The organism is Hoeflea sp. BAL378 (genome assembly GCF_000759435.1).
Taxonomy (GTDB): domain Bacteria; phylum Pseudomonadota; class Alphaproteobacteria; order Rhizobiales; family Rhizobiaceae; genus Hoeflea.
Genome location: NZ_JRJG01000142.1, coordinates 1 through 21289, shown reverse-complemented (window position 1 = coordinate 21289; position 21289 = coordinate 1). Strand labels below are relative to the sequence as shown.

Here is a 21289-nt window from a genome sequence, read left to right as displayed (position 1 = left end):
GCGCGTCAGCGGCCTTGAAGGCTCCGGCCGCCGGTTTACGACCGCAGCCTGTCCCGAAGGGAAGGCCGGCAAACATGGCGCTCCACTGGCGGCGATGTGTGAAGGAAATGACGATCGCCAACCGGACCGCTCACCCGACCAAATCACCGCTGCGTCTGCCGATGCGGTTCGGGACAACGCTGCGCTAACCCTTGCCTACCGGCCATTGCGGGAAGGGCATGCTTCCGGGTTCATAGTCTGGCGTGATGACGGCAGGGGCCATGGACGCCGCAAGGTCCTCGCCGGCGACTGCCCAGTCGATGATGGCGACGTTGGCCTGATCGTGAACTGGTGACGATCCGTCAAGATGGCTTCGAGCGCTTCGGCGATGTGCGCACGGGGATTGGTGGTATCGGCCGTCACTAGAATATGGACTGCAACGAGCCATGTGGTCATGGTCTGGGTCTCCTATTCGGGGTCATGAAGCGGGGAGCGTGGATCGACGTCAGAGCCGCACGCTTCCACGCGTCGGCCCCCGCGAACCGGGTGCTGTGCCGCCTGTGATGGATGATGAGCTTCGGATAGGCGCCCTCCATCCGGAAGCTGGCGTGCCAGCCGAAGGCAATGGCGATCAATTTCCAGGGGACGGACATCAGCGCCCCCATCCGATAAAGCTGGAGGGCCCGTCATAGACATCGTGGCGGGCGGGATCGATTACGAAACCAAATGGGCCGACCGTGTATTCCGTCGAGGGAACCAGAAATCGGCGCTCCTCCGCAGCGTGATCACGCGTGCTGCCAAGCGTCGCGACGACCTCGACAAAGCCGTCGTGATGATTCGACCTGATAGCGGAGATTACGATCCAGTCGCCGACATGGCGTGACTGGAAGGCCCGGCGATCCTTTTCGTGGGATTGACCGGGTTCGAGCACGGTTCCCGTGATCGTCTCGAATTCGTCCGGCCAACTGTCCTTGACCGTCTGTTCGGCGCAGCGCCGTTCGAAGCTGGTAAACAATTCCGGGAAGGTGATCGCAACGATCGCCCACTCGACGTCTTCTTCGTACCAGCTATTGGCATTGCGAAGCCGCCCATCGACCCTGGCATTGCGATCGTCCGCAAGATGGAATCCGCCATGACCGGCGGTCGAATGGCAGACGATCCCTTCGGCAAAGACCGTGGCGCCCTGCGAGGGTCCCCAGGGCGTATGCGCGCGGGAGTGGATTTCCCGGCGGCCGAGAGCATTTTTCTCGAGGATGTGTTCGGCCTTCTCGGCCATTTTGGCACGGAAAGCCGGCTCGTCGGCGAGAGCGCCGTGAAACCCGTAGAAGTCTCCCCGCACAAGCTCGCGCAAAGGCCGGCGCTCGAACCATGCCGCGGCAAGGTGGTGGGTTCCATCCCGGCCGGGCAGCATGGCGTAGGCGGTGTCATCGATGCACGCCACAGCGAAACCGTCGGCGCTGGTCCCGAACTCAACCCCGACCATGTCGGTGGGCTGTGAGGCGGAAGGGTGGGATTGGGCGGAATTGGTCATGCCGCCCTCCCCTCGACATGATCGGCGGCCAACTGGTCGGCGGTCACCTCATGCAGCACCGCATCGGGGTAGCCGTGGCGCGACAGCCATTCATCGGCCGCGGCCCTGCTGACCGCGACGTGGACCAGTTCGCCCGCATCGCCGGGCCGGCTGAGCACGAGAACCGAGCCGGCCGAAGGACGCTCGATGACGGTGAAGTCGAGATCGCTGTCGAGCGAGAAGGTCTTGAAGACCTTCAGCACGATCACCGCCTTGGTGCCGTAGTCGCCCTCATGCAGGGTAAAGCTTCCGGGAATGATGGTTTCCCCGACGCGGGCACCCGCCTGTCTCTTGACGAGACGGCCGGTGTTGTTGTGGCGCTCCCAGGCCTGGAGCTTGCGGCGGTGCCGCTCAGGGGGACGGGGTGTGCCATCTGAGTAGCGGATGATCGCACCGAGCGGTGCAGTGTCGAAGATCAGTTGCGCGGACATGAGTGATGTCCTCCTGTTGGATGAATCGGAAGCGGAAACGCCGCCGGACAATGCCGGCGGCGTGATGTGCGTTCGGAACGAAGAAATCCCCTATTCGGCGGCTTCGCGGAAACCCTCGGAGACGGCGTCCGAGTCGATGTCGCTCTCATCCGGCTCTTCGATGGAGCCCTCGGCATCCCCGGCGTCCTCTTCCTCGGTGAGCTCGTTGCGGGCCTTCCAGTCAGCTAGTTCGTTCGCGTCGGGCGCGAAGAGCGCGGAGGTATGGACGAAGCGTTCTTCCTTGAAATGCTCGACGAGTGCGGCGCGGGTGTCGCGGACCTTGTTGCGCGGCAGAACCGAGGTGTCCGCGCATACCCCTTCGAGAACCTGCCGGGAGAGGCACAGAAGAAAGTCTTCGGTCCCCATATTGGGCAGGAAGCTATCGGATCCGACGACGGCGCCGGCGACCCGCGAGACGATGCCGCTGTTCGAGATGTTGCGGCGGCACGACAGCACCTCGATCAGCACCGAGCGCACCGCAATCCTCAGCGTGTCCTTGTCGAAGGCAAGATTGCCGGTTTCATCGACCAGGGTTGCCGCATGGGGCGCGATCTGGCTGCGGAACGATCCCGTATTGCCCGCCCCGGTGTCGACGCGGACATTTTGACCGGCAAAGGCGATGACGAGCAACGCCATCAGCGTGTCATCCTCGATTGGCGCGCGTTGAAGCGCCTCGTGAAGTGCGTCGGTCCGGAAATCCCCAATCATGTCCTGGCCCCTCTGGGTGACGTCCGGACGCTGCGTCGGTGCTTCGGCGCCACCCTCCTCCGCCTTGCTCTTCGCTGCCTTCGGCTCCGGCATCCGATAGACGACGGATAGCACCTTGCCGTCGCGATCGAGATACATGGCGGTATGGTCGGACTTCTTTGGCTTGCCGTAGACGCGTTCGGCCTTCTTGGGGAGTTCCGGACCGTTCCAGCCATTGAGCTCGGTAATCATGCCGTTCTTGGGCAGGTTGTTGGTCATCCATTCCTGCTGGGCGCCGAGAAAGGCCTCGACATCGGTCGTATAACGGCTGTCCTCGTCGGCGGGGGCGAAGAGGTCCTCGACCCAGGCAATGCCGTAGGCCTGCGCCAGCTCATCGTCGAATTTGGCATCGCGCGCATACATGCGGGTCTTGGACAGGCCGTTGGCAACCGACCACCAGGACGTCGTTTCATTCTTCCTGGGCTTGTGGGCCTTCCAGACCTCCTTCTGCTCCGCGATCGAGGCTGCGGCAATGGTCCTGAGCTGCCGTTCATCCGGCATGTCTCCCTTGGCCATCTGGTCGAGCATGGCCGGAAGCACATTGGCGAGCAGCCGGAGCTTCTTGATCTGGCGGACCGAAAGCGACAGCGCCGCGGCGATGCCTTCCTCGGTCCAGCCGAGCGCCACCAGACGTTCGATGGCGCGCCACTGATCGACGGGGTTGAGCGGTTCGCGGGCGATATTCTCGACCATGGAGCGCATGGCGCCGCCGTCGTCTGCCGCATCGGTCACGATGACCTCTATCTCCTCGAGCTCCGCGGCAATTGCACCTTTGGTGCGGCGATGTCCGGCCTGGATGATGAAACCGTTGCCGCCACCCGCTTCGGGGGAAACGACGGGCGGCTGGATGATGCCGACGGCCTTGATGGTCGCGACCAGCAGCGCATCGCCCTGCGGCGTGGATTTGGACTTGCGGGCGTCGTCGGGATTGTCCTTCAGCGCGCGCGGATCGATCTTGATGATATGCATGGGAAGCTCCTGTTCGCGATTGTGGATCCGGCACCGCGCCGGCTCCCTTTCTCGTCTTCTTCTCGAAGACACCCCCGGGACCGCGGAGCGGGCGGGCCGGTGCAACTGCGGCCGAGCGTCCCTGCCCGGCCGGGTGAGCGGGGCTGACAAGACCTGCGAAGAACGACGGGCCGGGATGGCGCAGGCGGCGGTTGAGCGACAGCGTCACCGGGCCCAACCGATCTGCGAACGGTCCCCTTTTCAACCTCACCTTTTTCGTTGATCTTCCTTCACTCCACTTCCAGGAAAGCTTTTTCGCGAGAGATGTGTGTTCGATGGCAATACCGACATGGACGACGGCGCAGGCAAATATGAGCGTGGGAATCAATGGTACCTATGTACCGTTCAAGTCCGCACCGGATTCGATGCGACGCTTCGTTCGCCCTGCGCTGTTCTCAACCGGTGACGATGTATGGGAGCTTCGTCTCTTCGGAACCGCATTCCTTGTAACTTTTCACGGGTGGACTTTTGCTATCGTAACTGCGCATCAAACCGACGTGGCAAAGGGCGCGCCTGCAGCCGACCAATTCGTCGTGGTGGTCAAGAGCGGGAACCGGCATCTGGCGGTTTCACCCAGTAGTCTACATCGCCCGGTTATCGATGACGAAGACCGCCAGTCGCTCAGGGATCTCACGTTCTTCGACTACAGCGAGAGTTCAGCAAAAGCTGAGCATATGGATCTCTCGAGCGTGATCTGGTCGGACGCGGCAGATATCACCGCCGACTATTCGTTTCTAATCGGCTATCCCTCATCGTCCGCGATTATCGAACTTGATGGCGATGACGACAGCAAGCTCTCCAACTTCACGATGCGCTGGATCCGGCAAGACCTCAAGGAGGACGAGCCCAGGCCATTGGACGTGGAACACCGGACCATCTTCGTGAAGCACGACCGGTCGACTCGGGAAAGCGTGGAACCGGACGGGTTGAGCGGTTCTCCCGTCTTCTCCATCATCAAAGACAAAGGCAATGATCGGCATCTTCGGTTCGACGGGATCGTCACACATGCCAATGGCGACCGCTTCGCTGTCTATCCGAGTGTTTACATCCGAGATATGCTCGAGCATATCGTGCAGCAGGCTCAGCGTAACGGGGACTGAAGCGCTCAGGCCGCCGCCACGGTCATCTTCCCCTCCTTCAAAACCTCATCCGCCAGATCGGCTTCGATTGCATCAAGCTGCCTGCGTTTGTCGGCGAGTTCCTCTTCGAAGCCGAATTCTCCACCCTGGCGGGACTGGTATGAGGTCAACCGGCGCTCCGCGTCGTCGAGGCGGAACCGGTATTGCGAGCGCTCGTCTTCGAAGCCGCCCAGCACATGTTCGATGCGGGAGACGGCGCCGAGCGGCGTGACGGTTAGCGCAAGGTCGATGTCGGTTTCCGCGCCGGTCCGCATCAGTACGACGTCGTACTGGAATTCGTCATTTCCGAAGCATTTTCCGGAGAAGACGAGATCGAAGCCGCCTATATTTGCGATGACCATTTCGCCCTCTTCCTGAAGATGTACCAGCGTCATGATTTCCTTCATCAACGCTCGGCCGGCGGGCTTGCGCTCGGTGAAGTATTGGCCGCCCACGGTCATGGCGAAGGCCTCGCCTACTGTCGAAATCCTGCGTTCGATGTCCTTGCCGATCTCGGAGATCCGCCGCGCGTCGTGCTCGATATCGCGCTCGGCATTGCGGATCTGGCGGCGAACGGCAAAGAGATCGTCTCGATGCGCGGCGCGCAAGCGTTCGAGCCGGGCAATGTCGGCTTCGAGGCCTGCCTTCTGCATCAGGCGCTGGTCGCCGGAAGCGATCGCTTTGGCCATGGCGAACTGGTTGGCCTGCCCCTCGCCCAGCTCTTCGAGCCGGCGAACGGATGTGTCGCCGGAGAGGGCCGCAGCGATGAACCGGGCCTTGCGCTCGTTGTTCTGCCACATCTGCGCATCCATCGAGCCTTCGGTGGCGTAAGCGAAAATGTCGATCTCGTCATGCTGATTGCCCTGCCGCTCAATGCGGCCCTCGCGCTGCTCGATCTGGGAGGGAAGCCAGGGCACGTCGAGATGATGAAGGGCCTTCAAGCGAAGCTGGGCGTTGACGCCTGTGCCCATGGTTTCCGAGGAACCAATCAGGAAGCGGACCTTGCCCGCATTGACATCGGCGAAGAGGCGATGCTTGGCCTCGGTCTTCTTGAAGTCCTGCATGAAGGCGATCTCGGACGCCGGAACGCCGAGACGAACGAGCTCGTCGCGGATCCAGCGATAGGCGGAAAAGCCTCTGCTTTTCTCGACGCTGATCGTGCCGAGATCGGAAAAGATCATTTGCGCCGCACCGGGCAACTCGAGAGGCCTTCCCTCGCGGGTCAGGTAGGTATTGGCGCCGGTCTCGCGCCAGATGCGATAGACGTTGGCGATCAGCTTGTTGAGCTTGTTGTCCGGCTCGTTGTCATTGTCGGGATCGACCAGCCGGAGATCAATCGCCGCATGGCGCCCGTCGGTAATGACGGAAAGCAGAATGTCGTCGCCGGGTTGGGCAGGACCTTCGCGCATTTCGATGGCCTTGATGCGGGCATCGAGGATCTGCTGATAGAGCTTGAAGTCATCGGTCGGCTTGGCGGTGACGATCTGTCGTTTGCCCGTCGAGACAGCGGGGATTTTCACATATTGCTTCAGATCCTCCGGCAACACGACATCGGCGAAGCAGCGGAACATGGCGATCAGTTCCGGCACATTGACGAAAGTCGCGAACCGCGAGACGGGTTTGTATTTGCCCGACGGCTGCAATTCGAGTTCAGTCGCCACATCGCCGAAAGTCGAGGCCCAGGCGTCGAATTCGTGCAATCCGCGTTCCTTGAGCGCGTCGAAGCCGAGGAAGCGCTGAATCGAGAACATTTCGCCAAGCGTGTTGGTGATCGGCGTGCCCGAGGCCAGCACCAGCGCGCGGCCGGGATTTTTGGTCTCGATGAAGCGGGATTTCACATAGAGGTCCCAGGCCCGCTGCGAGCCGTTCGGATCGACGCCTTTCAGCGTCGACATGTTGGTGGCGAAGGAGAGTTTCCGGAACTCCTGCGCCTCGTCGACGATGATCTGGTCGACGCCGATCTCGGAAATCGTCAGGAGGTCGTCCTTGACGGTCGCGAGCGATTCCAACCGGTCCTTCAGGCCCTCCTTCAGCCGTTCCAGTCGCTTGCGTGACACGCGATCGTCGCCCTCGACCCTGGTGAGCAGATCTTCGTAGAGCGCGAGCTCATCCTCGATCATCTGCTTTTCGAAGACTGCCGGTACGGCGATGAACTTGAAAGCCGAATGGGTGATGATGATCGCGTCCCAGGTGGCCGTCGCGGCGCGCGACAGGAAGCGGTTACGTTTGTCATTGGAAAAATTCGTCTCGTCGGCGACGAGTATCCGGGCCGTCGGATAGAGCGCCAGGAACTCGCGGGCGGCCTGGGCCAGGCAATGGCCGGGCACGACAAGCATGGCTTTCGAGATCAGTCCGAGCCGGTGTTGTTCCATGATGGCGGCCGCCATCGTCATCGTCTTGCCGGCGCCGACGGCGTGGGCGAGATAGGTTGCGCCCGCCGAGATGATCCGCCAGATGCCGCGTTTCTGATGCCCATAAAGCGAAAAGGCGCCTGAGGCGCCCGGTAGCTGGAGATGGTCCCCATTGAAGGATCGGGGCGCGATATTGTTGAAGCGCTCATTATAGACCGTGGCCAGCCGGTCGGTCCGGTCCGGATCGGACCAGACCCAAGACTGGAAGGCGGTCTTGATCTTGGTGAGCTTCTCCTTTGCCGCCTCGGTGTCGACGACATTGAGGATCCGCCGCTCGCTGTCGCCGTCTTTGATCGTGTCGAAGATCTGCGGAATACGGCTGTTAAGCGCATCGGCGAGCAGTTCGCCTGCATGACGGCGCTTTGTGCCCCATTCGGAGGTGCCTTCGGCGCGGTAGGCCAGCATGCGGGCATCGACCGTCCAGGAGGCGAGTTCCGGCATGTGCCGGATCGTGATATCCGTTCCCATCGACTCCTTCACAAAATCGACGACATCACTTGCCGGAATCCATGGTGCACCGAGCCGGGCGGTGATCTCGGACGGGCTGAGATCGGCCGGCTGCACCGCCTCCAGCGCCTCTACATTGAGCCTGTAGGCCGGATCCAGCTCGGCGGCCGCTTCCGCGATCGCCAGTTTGTCGCGGACCGGGCCGGACAGGTAGGCGTCGGATGTCTGCCAGGACCCGTCTGTCGGATCTCGATAAATCGCGCTGCCGAGTTCCGCGATGACGGTCTCCCGGTCTTGATGCAGCAGTTCGGCGATATGGTCTGGATCGACATGGCCGCGTTCGTTGAGGACGACGGCCAGAGCGTCGGCGGCGCTGGTGATCACCGGGGGCGATGGCGGGGCAATGACTCGTTCGGAGAAGATCGGACCGGGCTTCGCGGTATCCGTATCGAGATCGTAATTCTCGATGGAGGCGACCAGCCAGCAATCGGGATCGTCGAGGAAGGGCTGCAGGTTCGGGCGGCGATGCGTCTCGCGGGTTTCGCCCGTCGCATCGCTCTCCGAGATCGACACCCTGGTGTGGTTGATCGGCCCGAAATCCCGCACGAAGCTCGACCAGGCGATGCGCAGCTTCACCTGAAGATCGCGCCACGGCTGATCGGTCTCCTGGGCCTTGAGGACCGCGCGCACCGCATCGCGGACCGGGATCAGCTTCCTGACGATGTTGATCTGCTTTTCCGAAATCCCCTCGCCTGTCCGGCCCTTGCGGACGGGAACCGGCGCGGGCTTGCCGTGGAGAACCTGCATCAGCCCTTTCGGTGGGTCGATGAAGAAGCTGCCCTCGCGGACATGGGCGTCCCCTGGTCTGGCGACATCGGTCGGCGTCGCACCGAATTCGAGATCGAAATCGATCTCTCCGGGTTCGCCGTCATAGAGCGCTTCCGGAAGAAGATGGATTGCGGCGTCCAACGCAGCTTTGGGATCGCCGTCACCGGCCAGGCAGGTATAGTTTTCGCCGAAAGGACCGGATGTGGTCGTGTGGCGGCCGAGCACATGATCGGCGTGATCGGCGAACCAGCGGTTGACCCTGATGGCCTCGCAGTCCTCGCTGGCCGGAATGACCTCGGCCAGGTCCAGCCACGCCGCGTCGCTCCGGGACTCTCCCGGCTTGCGCTTGCGAAAGAACAAGATGTCGACGACGACGTCCGTTCCCGCATCCTGCCGGAAGCTGCCCTCGGGCAGGCGGATCGCCGCGATCAGATCGGCGGATTTGGCGATGTGCTCGCGGGCCGCGGCGTCCGCCTTGTCCATCGTGCCCGACGAGGTGACGAAGGCGGCGAGCGCACCGGGTTTCAGAAGATCGATAGACCGCGCGAGGAAATAGTCATGCAGCCGCAGGCCCATTGACCGGTATGCGCGGTCGGAGCGTACGGTCCTGTCCGAGAACGGCGGATTGCCAATCGCCAAATCGAAGTGCGCCGGCAGATCGGTACGCGCGAAATCACCTTCGATGATACGGGCGACCGGCTGGAGGAGCTGGGCGATCCGCGCGGTGACCGGATCGAGCTCGACGCCGGTGACGAATGACTGACCGCGAAGCGCTTCCGGCATGAGGGCTGGGAACAGCCCCGTGCCGATGCCCGGTTCGAGCACGCGGCCGCCGCGCCAGCCGAGACGTTCGAGGCCCTTCCAGATCGCCCGGACGATGAACTCGGGCGTGAAATAGGCATATTGCGTGCAGCGGGCAAGCGAGGCGTAGTCGGCTTTGCTGACAGCCTCCTGCAGGTCTTGGCCAAGTTCCTCCCATCCTTTCCGAAACCCGCCGTCGCCGGGCCGGGTGAAGATGGCGTTGGCGAGATCGGAAGCGCCGAAGCCAGTGAACCGAATGAGGCGCGCCTGTTCGTCATGCGTAGCCGGTCGGTCCTCGGCCGCGATCGCCGCAGCGAGGGAGATAGCGTCGAGATTGTCGCGGGCGCGGGCCTTCCAGCCCTTCGCCAGGTCGCGGTTTCCGGAAAGATGGAAATTGCTGCCGCGCTCGGGCGCTTCGACGGCCTGTCGTTCCGCGGGTTGCCGGCTCTTGGACCGCTTGGACGGTGCTGCCGGCGGTGGTACGCCCTCGTCGGGTTCGATCGCCGGACTTTTGGCAAATACGGTGACGCCAAGGCCCAGGCCGGAAGACAGTGCGCTCTGCGAACTGCCAAACATGTCGAGGGTAAAGGGATCGTGGTCGGACATTGATGGTGTCTCCTGTGATGCGAACGCACGGAGCCGCGCCGCCGGGCGAACCGGCCGCGTGGGGGACGTGCGGAGTTGGAAGTGCGGTTAGCGGGTGATCAGCGAGAACGAGATCTCGTTCTCGGTGAGCTGGATCCCTAGATAGGGTGCGGCGAAGTTCCGGTTGAAACTCGGCAGGACGAGGCCGGCATCGATGAACTCGATCCCGTCATCGCCGCCGAAGTGCCCGCGCTTGTGATCCCACCAATCGTCACTGCCCTTCGGGTGGCATTCGTTCGAATAAACGACGAGTGGCTTTTGGCCCTGCGCCAGCTTGCCATTGGAGATGATGTAAACGCCCTCGTCGCCGACGAGCCAGAACCCCGGTTTTTCGCCCTCACCGGGCCTGGTGCCGTAGTATGGATTGCGGAAACCGCCATTGGCGGCCGCATCCGCTTCGCCGCGTGCAATGACCTTGCGCACCGCCATTATTGGAAATGTGAACATAGCGAACCTCACGCGGCGACTGGCAGCGGAAGGTGCCGCAAATGAACGGGCAGCTTTTCCGCGATCTGCGCATCCGTCAGGTCGTCGAGCATCTGGAAGCTGGTCTCCGACCGACCGTAGACGATGACCGTTCGCTTGCCTCGATGCTCGGGCCGGAAGGCCCCTCCGGCATAGCCTCGATAGTCGTCCTGCGTGGCACTCCAGATGTGCTCGATCCGTTCTTCGCGGGTCATCGCCTTGATCGGCTGGCGCTCGCGCTCGACAATCGCGTCGCGCATCTCGTACGGCGAGCGTGGATCTGCAAGATCGCAATAGGCGTGAAAGAACCGCGTCACTCTATTGATGCTGAGCGTGTAGAAGACGCTGGTGATGCTGCCGGTCAGGAATTCGCGCATGGCGAACATCTCGCCGCGCATCCACAACGGGGGCAGGATTTCGAGCATGTAGTCGTGTTCGGGGCGGGCGGTTTCGAACCATTCGCCGGCGTAAAGCGCGCTGTCGTCGGTCTGCCAGCGATCAGGCCGCTGGGCGTGCCGGTCAAAGAGACGGAACATCTGATGGCGGTCTGTGATACCGAAATAGATCTTGCGGATGGGAGAAGTCATGGCGGGCTCCTTTGAGGCCTGTCACGGACTGAAGCGCGGCGCCGTCCCCGGCTCACCATCCTCTTCAGCCCTTCCGGACCCCTTCCCGCGGCCGCCTCTCCGTCCGGCCGGGTCAAGGGCCGGCGTCAGCCGGGCGGAGCTTCACCCTTGAGGCGGCCGGCGGGCATGCGGCAGCCGTTCTTCTCCTCCTCTTTTCCGTCCTTCTTTCTTTTCTCGGCCTTCAGAACCTCGTTCCAGTCGTCCAGCTCGGGCCGCAGCCGCTCGAAACCGGCCCCGGCATCAATGGCGAGCCCCTTGAGCCGTGCAGCGAAAATGTCGCCCTGCCGGTTATTGTCGCTGGCCGCCACGATTTCGGCGCCAGAGCGCTTGGCCAACGCGAACAACATCTCGGTCGTGGCCTGTGACCAGCCGCCCCCAGTGCTGAGATAGTGGGTGTCGGGTCGCGAGCCCTCGAGCGCGCAAAGGCTCATGGCGTCGATTGCGGCCTCGGTGACACAAAGGCGCAATGATGCAGGGTCGCCGAGCGCGAAGAGCAGTTTGGCGCCGCCGGAGGCGAAACCACGCCAGTCGGGTCCGCGCTCTTCCCATCCGGTTACGGTTCCCGACGGATCCCGGTGGACCGCCCACATGCTGCCTTGCGGCCCTTCTCGGAGAAGACCCTGGGCGTTTGCCCTCTGGAGGACTGTGTCCGGAAGTGCTCGCTCGTCCCGAAGGTAGCGCCAGGCTGCGGAGCCGGGCCATGGCTTGCGGCGTGCCGACCAGCGCTCGAGAACGGACAGATCCGGCATGCGATCGCGCGATTGCCGCTGCCATTGCGGCTCCGATGGCACGAAGCCGACCAGATCGGCGACGACATAGAGAGCGTCCGCAAAGGGAAGGCCGTCGAGATGTTCGACAAGACGAAAGACGTCCCCCTTGGCGTCGGACAGGGGGTCGAACCATCCCTGGCCATTATGGATGACGATGATGATGTCGTCGCCCCGGCGGTACTTGACCGCGCGGCGGGTGCTTTCATTCAGGTCGACGGCAAAGCCGGCGGTTTCCAGCACGGCCCCGCAGGCAACTTTTCCCCTCAGCTCTTCAAGTTCAGCTTTTTCCATTCACTCTCCGCGTCTCGTGCGGTCCTCTGTTCAGGTTTCCGTGCCCTCAGTTTTGGGGGCGGGACCCGGAGGCCGCGAAGAGCAAGGCAGGACAAGGGCGCGGCTGGCAAGCCGGCATTTGTGCCGGGATCGTCAGATACAGCCAGGCGCGGCGCCAGCTTCCCTTGCCGGCCGACGTACGCAAGCGGCATGGAGGTTGGCAGCCCTCCTCCTCCATTTCGCGTCATGCCGATGATCTGTTCTTCGGTGAACCGTGATCGCTTCATTGCCTGACTCCTTTCTTTAGGTACCGGCTACCCAAAGTATGAGAACATCTCAGAGAACAGGTCACCGTCACCGCGTGGCTTTGCCTGTCGGACTATCTGTAAGGTTCGGCTGCTGTCGGCGTCTATCTAATACAGGAACCGTTGAACCGGATTTGTTGTGCCACGCAAATGGAGAAATTGAGGATGAAATCGAGTGCCTATAGTTGGTCATCTTGCCCGCACGGAAGTACGAATTTCGAGCATGAACAGAGCGCAGCGTCTGTATGGGGAGGTAATTTGGGATGACCGACCCTGACCATTCAAAGCACAAACCAGCGCCGGCGCCAAGCTTCTGGAAATCACGCGTAGGCGCCACATTGATCGTATTTCTGGCGATCGCGGCAGTACTGCTCGGTTTTGAACACCGCCTCCATATCTTTACGGGAAATGGTCTGATTGTCACTTTTTTGCTTGGCTCTATCGTGATGCACTTCTTCATGCATGGCGGCCACGGGGGAGGCGGGCATGGCGGCAAGCACGGTGGCGACAAGTCATGAGCGATGTCTCCTCCTCATACGGTTTATGGTTCTTTGCCTTCCTCAACGCTGCCATATTCATCATCTTTGCCTTCAGCTTCTTCAAGCCGCAAACCACCCGCGACTGGCGCAGCTTTGGTGCGTTCAGCGCCTTCCTGGTGGCGCTGTTCTCCGAAATGTATGGCTTCCCTCTGACCATTTATTTGCTGTCGGGCTGGTTGCAGACCAGCTATCCTGGCGTCGACTGGTTCTCGCATGATGCAGGACATCTGCCAGAGATGATGTTCGGCTGGCAGGCAAATCCGCATTTCGGGCCGTTCCATTTTCTCAGTTTTGTGTTGATCGGCGGCGGCTTCTGGCTGATTTCCGCCGCATGGCCAGTGCTGTATGCGGCACAGCGCAAAGGCGAACTCGCCACGACTGGGCTTTACGCCCGCATGCGCCATCCACAATATGCGGGCTTTGCCTTGGTCTTGACCGGATTCTTGGTGCAGTGGCCGACGCTCCTGACACTGGCGATGTATCCCTTCTTGATCTGGATGTACGCCCGCCTGGCCCGCACGGAGGAGCAGGAAACCCGCGAGCGGTTTGGCACGGTCTTCGAGGACTATGCCCGGCGCGTCCCGGCCTTTTTTCCGGCTCTGGGGTCAACGCCCCGACAATCACATTGACAAACGAGGACAAAGCAATGGTAACCGAACCAGCCAAGACAGAACAACAGTCCGGAAATCTCGCGTCCCGTTTCCCGACAGCCTACACCATTTTGTTCCTGCTCATCGTGTTGGTAGCAGCGCTGACTTGGATCATTCCCGCGGGCAAATACGATAGAGTGATGAACGATGCCGTGGGGCGTGAAGTCGCCGTGGCAGGAACCTACAAAACTGTCGAGGCCAATCCTCAAGGCTTCTTTGATGTCCTGCTCGCCCCGACGGCAGGGTTCTACAACCCGGACAGCTATGCCGCCAACGCCATCGATGTGGCGCTATTCGTTTTGTTTCTGGGTGGCTTTCTGGGAGTCGTAAACGCCACCGGATCAATTGATGTCGGGATCAGGGCTGCAATGCGCAAAATGACAGGGCGCGAGGTCTGGATGATTCCGATCCTGATGTCGCTCTTTGCCCTTGGCGGCACCACTTATGGCATGGCCGAGGAAACGCTGGCCTTCTATGCGCTGTTGATCCCGGTAATGATGGTTGCAGGGTTCGACGCGCTGACCGGGGTTTCGATCATCCTGATTGGCGCAGGGATCGGCACGCTGGGGTCCACGATCAATCCCTTCGCCACCGTGATCGCGTCGAACGCGGCGGGTGTGGCATTTACAGATGGTCTGGTCGTGCGCTTGGTATTGCTGCTCGGCGGGCTTGCGATCTGTGTGGCCTATGTCATGCGCTACGCGATGCGGGTGAAGGCTGATCCGGCCCGTTCTGTCGTTGCAGCCCAGGCCGATGGTAACAAACAGGCCTTTCTGTCCGGCGGTAATGAGACCGAGGCGGACCGGCTCAGCGGCACGCAATCGGTGATCCTGATCCTGTTCGCGGCGACTTTTGTCGCGTTGATCTGGGGTGTTTCCTCACAAGGCTGGTGGATGGCGCAGATGGGTGCGCTATTCCTGGGTATGGCCATTCTAATTGGGCTGATTGCGCGGATGGGCGAGAAGCGCCTGACCGCGAACTTTGTCGATGGCGCACGCGACCTTCTGGGTGTGGCACTGATCATCGGTCTAGCCCGCGGCATCGTCGTTATAATGGAACAGGGCCTGATTGCCGACACGATTTTGAACAGTGCAGCGCAAACCGTAGGTGGGTTGCCGGAACTGGCCTTCATCAACCTGATGTTCTGGATCGAGGTCGCGATGAGCTTTCTGGTCCCATCCTCGTCGGGCCTCGCGGTTCTGTCGATGCCGATCATGGCGCCGCTTGCAGACTTCGCCGGAGTTTCCCGCGATCTGGTGGTCACCGCCTATCAATCGGCCAGCGGCCTGGTGAACCTGATCACGCCGACCTCGGCCGTGGTCATCGGCGGGCTGGCTATCGGGCGCGTTCCTTATGACCGCTGGATTGTTTTTGTGTGGCCGCTTCTGCTGATCCTGACGATCTTTATCTCGGCCGTGCTCAGCATCGCCGCAATCCTATGATATAATTGGAGTTTCCAACATGACAACCCACGCTCTTGGCGTCCATTCCGAAACCGGCAAGTTGCGGCAGGTTATTGTCTGCCGCCCCGGCCTTGCGCATCGCCGATTGACGCCTTCGAATGCACAATCGCTGCTGTTTGACGATGTCTTCTGGGTCAAGCAGGCGCAAAAGGACCACGATGTCTTCTCAACAACAATGCGCAACGAAGGCATCGAGGTTCTGGATGTGAACGTCTTGCTTGCCGAGGTTATGGATATTCCGGAAGCTCGGGCCTGGGTGCTGGACCACCGGATCAGCACTAATGATGTTGGCACCGGGATGCTGGACGAACTTCGGGCCTGGATGAACGAGTTGCCGGGCGCAAAGCTGGCCGAGCATCTGATCGGCGGGCTCGAAGTTGGCGACCTGCCGTTCGAACCGTCCGGTCTGTTCGGCAGCTATCTGGGGCCGAATGGATTCATCCTGCCGCCGCTACCCAACTTTCTGTTTACCCGCGACAACAGCGCCTGGATCTATGGCGGCGTGTCTTTGAACCCAATGTTTTGGCCCGCGCGCAAGCCCGAAACATTGCTGACCGCTGCAGTTTACCGGTTCCACCCTAAATTTGCAGACAAGACCACGGTGCATTGGGGCGATCCGACGGTGGATCACGGGCTTGCCACCGTCGAAGGCGGCGACGTGATGCCGGTGGGCAATGGAACTGTGCTGATCGGCATGGGTGAGCGATCCTCGCCACAGGGCATCGGCCTTTTGGCCTCGGCGCTGTTTGCCAAAGGCGTAGCAGAGCGTGTGATTGCCTGTCAGTTGCCAAAGAGCCGTTCCGCCATGCATCTGGACACGGTGTTCACGCTGTGTGGGGGCGATGTGGTGACAAGCTTCAAAGAGGTTGCCGACGAAATAACCTGTTTTGATCTGCGTCCAACCGAGAGCAAAGCGCCGCTTCAATTCCGGCGTGACGACCGACCTCTCTTCGAGGTGGTTGCGGAGGTCTTGCACCTGCCGAAACTGACGGTCGTTCCCACCGGCGGCCATGACCAGGCCGAGCGTTCGCGCGAACAATGGAACGACGGCAACAATGTGCTGGCGCTGCGGCCAGGCGTCGTCGTCGGCTATGACCGCAACGACGATACCAATGCAGCGTTGAAGGCCGCCGGGATCGAGGTTCTGGCGATCCCCGGCGCCGAACTTGGTCGGGGCCGGGGCGGCAGCCATTGCATGAGCTGCCCTACCATCCGTGATGCCGAATGACCACGTGAAAGGATTACACAATGAGCTTTAATCTCAAGAACCGCAGTTTCCTGACTTTGCGTGACTTCAAACCCGCCGAGATCGGGTTTCTCTTGAAACTTTCTGCCGATCTGAAATCCGCTAAATACACAGGCACCGAACAGCCGGGGCTAAAGGGCAAGGAGATTGCTCTGATCTTCGAAAAGGACAGCACCCGAACCCGCGTCGGGTTCGAAGTGGCGGCGCACGACCAGGGCGCGACTGTCACCTATCTAGGACCGTCGGGAAGCCATATCGGACACAAGGAAAGTGTTAAGGACACTGCGCGCGTACTAGGCCGGGTCTATGATGCCATCGAATACCGCGGCTTTGGGCAGCAGATCGTCGAGCAACTTGCCGAGTTTTCAGGTGTACCGGTTTACAATGGCCTTACGGACGAATTTCACCCAACGCAGATCCTGGCTGATTTTCTGACCATGTCGGAACACAGTGACAAGCCGATGCGCGAAATATCCTACGCGTTTCTGGGTGACGCAAAGAACAACATGGGCGACAGTCTGCTTATTGGCGGGGCCAAAATGGGTATGGATGTGCGGCTTTGTGCTCCCAAGGCCTGCTGGCCCACAAAAGAGATCCAAGCGGAAGCGCAGGCTATTGCCTCTGAGACCGGCGCTCGGATCACACTCACCGATGATGTGGACAAGGCCGTCCAGGGCGTCGATTTCGTCTATACCGATGTCTGGCTGTCCATGGGCGAGGCCAAGGAAAAATGGGCCGAGCGGATTGAGTTGCTGATGCCCTATCAGGTCAACGCCGACGTGATGCAAAAGACCGGCAATCCGCGCGCGAAATTCATGCATTGCCTGCCTGCGTTCCACAACACCGAAACCGCTGTCGGCAAGGATATCGAGGCAAAATTCGGCATCTCTGCGATGGAGGTGACGGACGAAGTGTTTGAGAGTTCCGCATCGATTGTCTTTGACCAGGCTGAGAACCGGATGCACACGATTAAGGCCGTTCTCGTCGCCACATTGGGGAGCTAGAGATGCTGGTTGTCGCAGCTTTGGGGGGCAATGCCCTTTTACGCCGGGGCGAGCCGTTGACTGCGAACATGCAGCGTACCAATGTGGCAACCGCCGCTGTGGCGCTGGCCGGTATCGTGCGCGCCGGACACCGGTTGGTCATCACCCATGGCAACGGCCCGCAGGTTGGATTGCTGGCTTTGCAGGGTGCGGCCTACAAGCCAGATGAAGCGTATCCACTGGACCTTCTGGGGGCAGAAACTGCTGGGATGATCGGCTATCTGATCGAACAGGAACTGGAAAACGCTCTGAATCATGACAGGCCAGTGGCAACTTTGTTGACGCAGGTTATTGTGGATGGCGATGACCCGGCTTTTGGCAAACCAACCAAGTTTGTGGGGCCGGTATACGAACAGATGCAGGCTGAGGCGTTGGCAAAGGCCGGCGGTTGGGCAATTGCGCCAGACGGTGATCGGTGGCGGCGCGTCGTTGCTTCACCCAAGCCACTCGAAATCCCGGATACGCGGGTCATCCAGCTTTTATTGGAGGCAGGCGTCATTGTCATCTGCACCGGCGGCGGCGGCATTCCGGTGCTGCGTCGAGCCGACGGAAGCCTGATGGGCGTCGAGGCAGTGGTAGACAAGGATGCGTCCAGTGCTCTTCTTGCAACATCGCTTGGTGCAGATGCCCTATTGCTCTTGACCGATGTTGATGCGGTATACCGCGACTTCGGCACGGATACCGCACGCGCTATTCCGGTTGTTACACCGGATGAAGCGCGACTTCTCGATGCACCGGCTGGGTCCATGGCGCCCAAACTCTCGGCCGCGGCCGGCTTTGTTACAGGCAAAAAAATCGCCGCCATTGGTCGATTGCAAGACGCAGTCCAATTGCTCAACGGAGGTGCGGGAACACGGATTGCCCTATGACGCTATGACCCCACATGATGCAATCCAGCTGCGAAAAGGGAGACTTCAGGCGAGATGACACCAGTAATTACAACATGGAGACGCCGCCCATACAGGCGGGATGTGGCGATAGTGACCGTAGCATGAAAAGGAAGACGATATGCAAGCGCATGATATTATGACAAACAAAGTAATTACCGCCGAGCGAGATACGTCCGTGGAACAGATCGCTGCCCTGATGATGAAGCATCACATCAGTGCAGTTCCCATCGTTGAAAAAGGTAGGGTCGTAGGGCTGGTCAGTGAGGGTGATCTGATGCGAAGGGTAGAAGGTGCCGTCGAAAAGCACAGATCCTGGTGGCTATCCTTTTTTGCCAACCCGGACTTGGAGGCATCTGAATATGTTGCCCTTCATGGTCGCAGTGCCAAAGATATTATGACCACAAATGTAGTGACCATCCCTTCCGATATGCCGGTCGGAGAGATCGCGAGACTACTGGAGAAAAAGCATTTTAAGCGGGTTCCAGTCTTGGATGATGGTGAACTGGTCGGTATCGTAAGTCGGGCAAACCTGTTGCACGCGATGGCGGCAGTACCGGTGATCAGATTTGAGTCCAGTTCTGATGATCAGGAAAAACGCGATATAATATTGGGCGCGCTAGCCGAAGCGCCGAGGCTGAGCATTGCGCAACTGAATGTGGTGGTCGAAGGTGGACGTGTAGATGTTTGGGGTATTGCCGCATCAGACGCCGAAGAGGCCGCAGTCAGAGTTGCTTTGGCCAACATCGATGGTTTAGGAGAAGTTTCGGTCAATATTGGGCGGCTACCCAATTATGCTTGGGGCATTTAAGCAAGCTGATTTGAGATCGCCGGCTTGTACGGGCTTTAGTCGGGTAACAATTTCACTCAGAAAGGCCATTTGATGTGTCTGTCCGCTCCGGTAAGCTTTGCCGCCAGCGTCTTTCTTGTCGGGGGAGGCACAGCAATTTCCGCCGTCGCCTGGCGCCGCAATAAACGATATTTTCCGATCGCCTTGATGCCGCTTTTTGCCGGATTGCAGCAGTTTATGGAGGGAAGCGTTTGGTTGGGCATGACTGGAGACGATCCGTTCACAGTCCTATGGGGCGCGATGGGGTTCATCTTTTTCACATGGTTCATGTGGCCGGTCTGGATTCCCTTTTCAGTCTATGCGCTGGAACCGAACGATAGCCCCCGCAAGCGCATGTTTTTAATCATGTCTCTGATCGGGCTGGGCTTTGGCCTCTTGCTCTATATCCCCCACGGGCTGAACAGCAGCATGGTCGTGGTCGAAATCAACAACCAGTCCCTAGCCTATGAAAAGTCGATGTGGCTCGACTTCATGATGCCGCGCTGGCTGACCAACATGATCTACGTGACCCTGATCATTTTGCCACCAGCTCTGTCGTACTACAAGCATGTGCGCCACTTTGCGCTGACCCTGATAGCCGTTGTTGTTGTCGATTTCGCGTTCCTGCAATTCGCATACATCTCGTTCTTCTGCCTTCTGGCAGGATTGGCAACACTGCATCTTGTCTACATTATCCTAACCAACAAATGCGCGCGCGAATGTCCGGAGCTCTTTGGATGAGTTTGAACCTGGACGTCGCCGCTACAAAATTCTGGCGGCTTCCTTCGACCAATGCATATTCAAAATTGGCAAGTCTTCGACAAAAAACCGTCAGTTCCTGCATCGCAAGTCAAAGCATGGCTTGAAAATGTCACCCCACTGACTCAAGCATTGGGTAGAGGGCGTCCAAAGCGCTGTAGCAATCCAAACAACGCGGTGTTCCCGGCGAGAATACCGAGGCCACTGCCATCGCTACAGGTGTGCATTTCCTCCCGCACCGCGCCCTGTCAGAGATATGCCGATTCCCAAGGCTTTGTTGGTTTTTTCAATCGATGCCGACGCGTTTTTCTCCATTCCCGTAAGCGCACGGATGGCGTCAATCGTTTCGGGGATGACAATCGCCTGATTGTCAACCATATACGCATAGAACAGCTCATTGCCCTGCACCGTGAGCATGTCCTCCCACAACGCCACTTCATAGAGGTCACCATGCAGCCGTCCAAGGTCGGCCATCCACTCCTTGACGGCGTTGAGTGCAGAAAGGCCGGAATCCATTCGGATAAGCGCGATGCGCGAGGAGGTCCTGAAGGCGTCTAGGATGTCGTCCTTGCCGACCGGCTTGGTGAGTTCGACCGACCAGTAGTGTAGATGGCCCAAGGTCTCAGGCACCTTGACCGCCATGGTCACAACGTCAAGCTCCGGATCGACGCTTTGCGCGTCCGGCCCTTGGTGACTTGGTATGTTTGGCTCGGGCACCAGAGTGTTCATGATGCCGCCCAAATGGCTTTCCCAGGGATCGGTCGCGCGGCGCAGGAGTGTGCCGCGCGCCTTGCGGAGCAACCCTGCCTGCTTGAGGGCGGTGAGCGTGCGCACCATCGAGGTTGTATTGCACGAGACCACGCGTGTGGCATCGCGCCCTACCGCGCTGGCAAAATTGGCTTCCGCTACGAAAGAATGCCCCGTTACCTCGTGCTTTTCGCCACCCTGAAGGATGAACTTGACGCCTTGCCGCCGATAGGTCGTGATATTTTGCGCCGCGATTTTCTTGGGTGTACAATCAACTATGATATCCGATACCGCCAGGAGGTCGTCAAGTCCGCCCCGGATGGCCAGTCCAGCCGTGCGCATGGCCGCCGCGCTGTCGGGAGTGGCACCGAACAGGCGATAGCCCCGTTCTGCGGCTATATGCAGGCGCCAGTCGGTGGTGACATCCCACACACCCGCCAATATCATGTCATCCTGACGCGTCACAGCTTCGGCAACACGTTTGCCGATGACCCCATATCCATTGACGGCGACACGTGTTTTGGTTGATGTGGCCATGATGTTTCTCCGTTGGGTTCTAGTTGTGGTCAAAACTACAGACGCTCGCGTTGTTGCCCCATTACAACCAAGAACGACAGGACCTAGAGCACTTTCTATGAACACAGAGTCGGTTTTGGGATTCCCGCA

Annotated in this window: 18 protein-coding genes; 10 read left to right on the top strand and 8 right to left on the bottom strand. The window is 60.1% G+C overall.

Annotation, left to right across the window (positions count from 1 at the left end; translation table 11 throughout):
• Positions 1–334 (top strand): hypothetical protein (locus LL06_RS28125; RefSeq protein WP_210165728.1); only part of this gene is annotated, 334 nt, incomplete at its 5' end.
• 297 nt (positions 335–631) lie between these two features.
• Here LL06_RS28125 and LL06_RS23085 read toward each other — a convergent pair.
• From LL06_RS23085 to LL06_RS23075, 3 genes are all read right to left on the bottom strand, one after another.
• Entirely contained in the window at positions 632–1510 is an 879-nt protein-coding gene (locus LL06_RS23085) for a hypothetical protein (protein WP_035532547.1), read from the bottom strand.
• On the bottom strand, positions 1507–1980 hold the full coding sequence (locus LL06_RS23080; protein WP_035532544.1) for a hypothetical protein: 474 nt from the start codon (positions 1978–1980) through the stop codon (positions 1507–1509). The genes LL06_RS23085 and LL06_RS23080 overlap by 4 nt, the downstream gene beginning before the upstream one ends.
• A gap of 90 nt (positions 1981–2070) precedes the next feature.
• Positions 2071–3735, bottom strand: coding sequence for a ParB/RepB/Spo0J family partition protein (locus LL06_RS23075; protein ID WP_035532540.1), 1665 nt, complete (start codon positions 3733–3735; stop codon positions 2071–2073).
• Positions 3736–3926: 191 nt separating this feature from the next.
• Here LL06_RS23075 and LL06_RS23070 point away from each other — a divergent pair, with 191 nt between their 5' ends.
• The gene (locus LL06_RS23070; protein WP_152599741.1) at positions 3927–4874 is read left to right on the top strand and encodes a hypothetical protein; all 948 of its coding nucleotides are present in this window, start codon (positions 3927–3929) and stop codon (positions 4872–4874) included.
• A gap of 5 nt (positions 4875–4879) precedes the next feature.
• On the opposite strand, the gene LL06_RS23065 is transcribed toward LL06_RS23070, so the two are convergent.
• The 4 genes from LL06_RS23065 to LL06_RS23050 form a co-directional block, all read right to left on the bottom strand.
• Positions 4880–9985 carry a DEAD/DEAH box helicase family protein gene (locus tag LL06_RS23065; RefSeq protein ID WP_035532534.1) on the bottom strand — a complete coding sequence of 1702 codons (5106 nt, stop codon included), beginning with the start codon at positions 9983–9985 and terminating at the stop codon, positions 4880–4882.
• Between the two features lie 87 nt (positions 9986–10072).
• Positions 10073–10471, bottom strand: a complete 399-nt coding sequence (locus LL06_RS23060; protein ID WP_035532531.1) for a DUF3085 domain-containing protein — start codon at positions 10469–10471, stop codon at positions 10073–10075.
• A gap of 8 nt (positions 10472–10479) precedes the next feature.
• Positions 10480–11076 carry a DUF1419 domain-containing protein gene (locus LL06_RS23055; protein WP_035532529.1) on the bottom strand — a complete coding sequence of 199 codons (597 nt, stop codon included), beginning with the start codon at positions 11074–11076 and terminating at the stop codon, positions 10480–10482.
• 125 nt (positions 11077–11201) lie between these two features.
• On the bottom strand, positions 11202–12176 hold the full coding sequence (locus LL06_RS23050; RefSeq protein WP_052161854.1) for a DUF3991 and toprim domain-containing protein: 975 nt from the start codon (positions 12174–12176) through the stop codon (positions 11202–11204).
• Between the two features lie 547 nt (positions 12177–12723).
• Between LL06_RS23050 and LL06_RS23045 the strand changes: the two genes are divergently transcribed.
• The 8 genes from LL06_RS23045 to LL06_RS23010 all read left to right on the top strand — a co-directional run bounded on the left by LL06_RS23045 (position 12724) and on the right by LL06_RS23010 (position 19858).
• Complete coding sequence (locus LL06_RS23045) at positions 12724–12978, top strand: DUF2933 domain-containing protein (RefSeq protein WP_035532526.1); 255 nt, start codon at positions 12724–12726, stop codon at positions 12976–12978.
• The gene (locus LL06_RS23040) at positions 12975–13628 is read left to right on the top strand and encodes an isoprenylcysteine carboxylmethyltransferase family protein (RefSeq protein WP_035532522.1); all 654 of its coding nucleotides are present in this window, start codon (positions 12975–12977) and stop codon (positions 13626–13628) included. Before LL06_RS23045 ends, LL06_RS23040 begins: the two co-directional genes overlap by 4 nt.
• 17 nt (positions 13629–13645) lie before the next feature.
• Complete coding sequence (locus LL06_RS23035; RefSeq protein WP_035532520.1) at positions 13646–15091, top strand: YfcC family protein; 1446 nt, start codon at positions 13646–13648, stop codon at positions 15089–15091.
• Between the two features lie 19 nt (positions 15092–15110).
• Positions 15111–16340: an arginine deiminase gene (locus LL06_RS23030; protein ID WP_035532518.1), complete on the top strand. Its 1230-nt coding sequence runs from the start codon at positions 15111–15113 to the stop codon at positions 16338–16340.
• Positions 16341–16360: 20 nt separating this feature from the next.
• Positions 16361–17362, top strand: coding sequence for an ornithine carbamoyltransferase (argF, locus tag LL06_RS23025; RefSeq protein ID WP_035532516.1), 1002 nt, complete (start codon positions 16361–16363; stop codon positions 17360–17362).
• 2 nt (positions 17363–17364) lie between these two features.
• Positions 17365–18270 carry a carbamate kinase gene (gene arcC / locus LL06_RS23020; RefSeq protein WP_035532513.1) on the top strand — a complete coding sequence of 302 codons (906 nt, stop codon included), beginning with the start codon at positions 17365–17367 and terminating at the stop codon, positions 18268–18270.
• Between the two features lie 139 nt (positions 18271–18409).
• Entirely contained in the window at positions 18410–19099 is a 690-nt protein-coding gene (locus LL06_RS23015) for a CBS domain-containing protein (protein ID WP_035532511.1), read from the top strand.
• 72 nt (positions 19100–19171) lie between these two features.
• The gene (locus tag LL06_RS23010; protein WP_035532509.1) at positions 19172–19858 is read left to right on the top strand and encodes a DUF6629 family protein; all 687 of its coding nucleotides are present in this window, start codon (positions 19172–19174) and stop codon (positions 19856–19858) included.
• A gap of 231 nt (positions 19859–20089) precedes the next feature.
• Here LL06_RS23010 and LL06_RS23005 read toward each other — a convergent pair whose 3' ends face one another.
• Complete coding sequence (locus LL06_RS23005) at positions 20090–21160, bottom strand: type II glyceraldehyde-3-phosphate dehydrogenase (RefSeq protein WP_035532507.1); 1071 nt, start codon at positions 21158–21160, stop codon at positions 20090–20092.
• Positions 21161–21289 lie beyond the last annotated feature (129 nt).

What these genes read in the sequence shown, in the direction of transcription:
- LL06_RS23085 (WP_035532547.1), bottom strand. Translation starts at nt 1,510, where the DNA reads ATGACCAATTCCGCCCAATCCCACCCTTCCGCCTCACAGCCCACCGAC.
- LL06_RS23080 (WP_035532544.1), bottom strand. Translation starts at nt 1,980, where the DNA reads ATGTCCGCGCAACTGATCTTCGACACTGCACCGCTCGGTGCGATCATC.
- LL06_RS23075 (WP_035532540.1), bottom strand. Translation starts at nt 3,735, where the DNA reads ATGCATATCATCAAGATCGATCCGCGCGCGCTGAAGGACAATCCCGAC.
- LL06_RS23065 (WP_035532534.1), bottom strand. Translation starts at nt 9,985, where the DNA reads ATGTCCGACCACGATCCCTTTACCCTCGACATGTTTGGCAGTTCGCAG.
- LL06_RS23060 (WP_035532531.1), bottom strand. Translation starts at nt 10,471, where the DNA reads ATGTTCACATTTCCAATAATGGCGGTGCGCAAGGTCATTGCACGCGGC.
- LL06_RS23055 (WP_035532529.1), bottom strand. Translation starts at nt 11,076, where the DNA reads ATGACTTCTCCCATCCGCAAGATCTATTTCGGTATCACAGACCGCCAT.
- LL06_RS23050 (WP_052161854.1), bottom strand. Translation starts at nt 12,176, where the DNA reads ATGGAAAAAGCTGAACTTGAAGAGCTGAGGGGAAAAGTTGCCTGCGGG.
- LL06_RS23045 (WP_035532526.1), top strand. Translation starts at nt 12,724, where the DNA reads ATGACCGACCCTGACCATTCAAAGCACAAACCAGCGCCGGCGCCAAGC.
- LL06_RS23040 (WP_035532522.1), top strand. Translation starts at nt 12,975, where the DNA reads ATGAGCGATGTCTCCTCCTCATACGGTTTATGGTTCTTTGCCTTCCTC.
- LL06_RS23035 (WP_035532520.1), top strand. Translation starts at nt 13,646, where the DNA reads ATGGTAACCGAACCAGCCAAGACAGAACAACAGTCCGGAAATCTCGCG.
- LL06_RS23030 (WP_035532518.1), top strand. Translation starts at nt 15,111, where the DNA reads ATGACAACCCACGCTCTTGGCGTCCATTCCGAAACCGGCAAGTTGCGG.
- argF (WP_035532516.1), top strand. Translation starts at nt 16,361, where the DNA reads ATGAGCTTTAATCTCAAGAACCGCAGTTTCCTGACTTTGCGTGACTTC.
- arcC (WP_035532513.1), top strand. Translation starts at nt 17,365, where the DNA reads ATGCTGGTTGTCGCAGCTTTGGGGGGCAATGCCCTTTTACGCCGGGGC.
- LL06_RS23015 (WP_035532511.1), top strand. Translation starts at nt 18,410, where the DNA reads ATGCAAGCGCATGATATTATGACAAACAAAGTAATTACCGCCGAGCGA.
- LL06_RS23010 (WP_035532509.1), top strand. Translation starts at nt 19,172, where the DNA reads ATGTGTCTGTCCGCTCCGGTAAGCTTTGCCGCCAGCGTCTTTCTTGTC.
- LL06_RS23005 (WP_035532507.1), bottom strand. Translation starts at nt 21,160, where the DNA reads ATGGCCACATCAACCAAAACACGTGTCGCCGTCAATGGATATGGGGTC.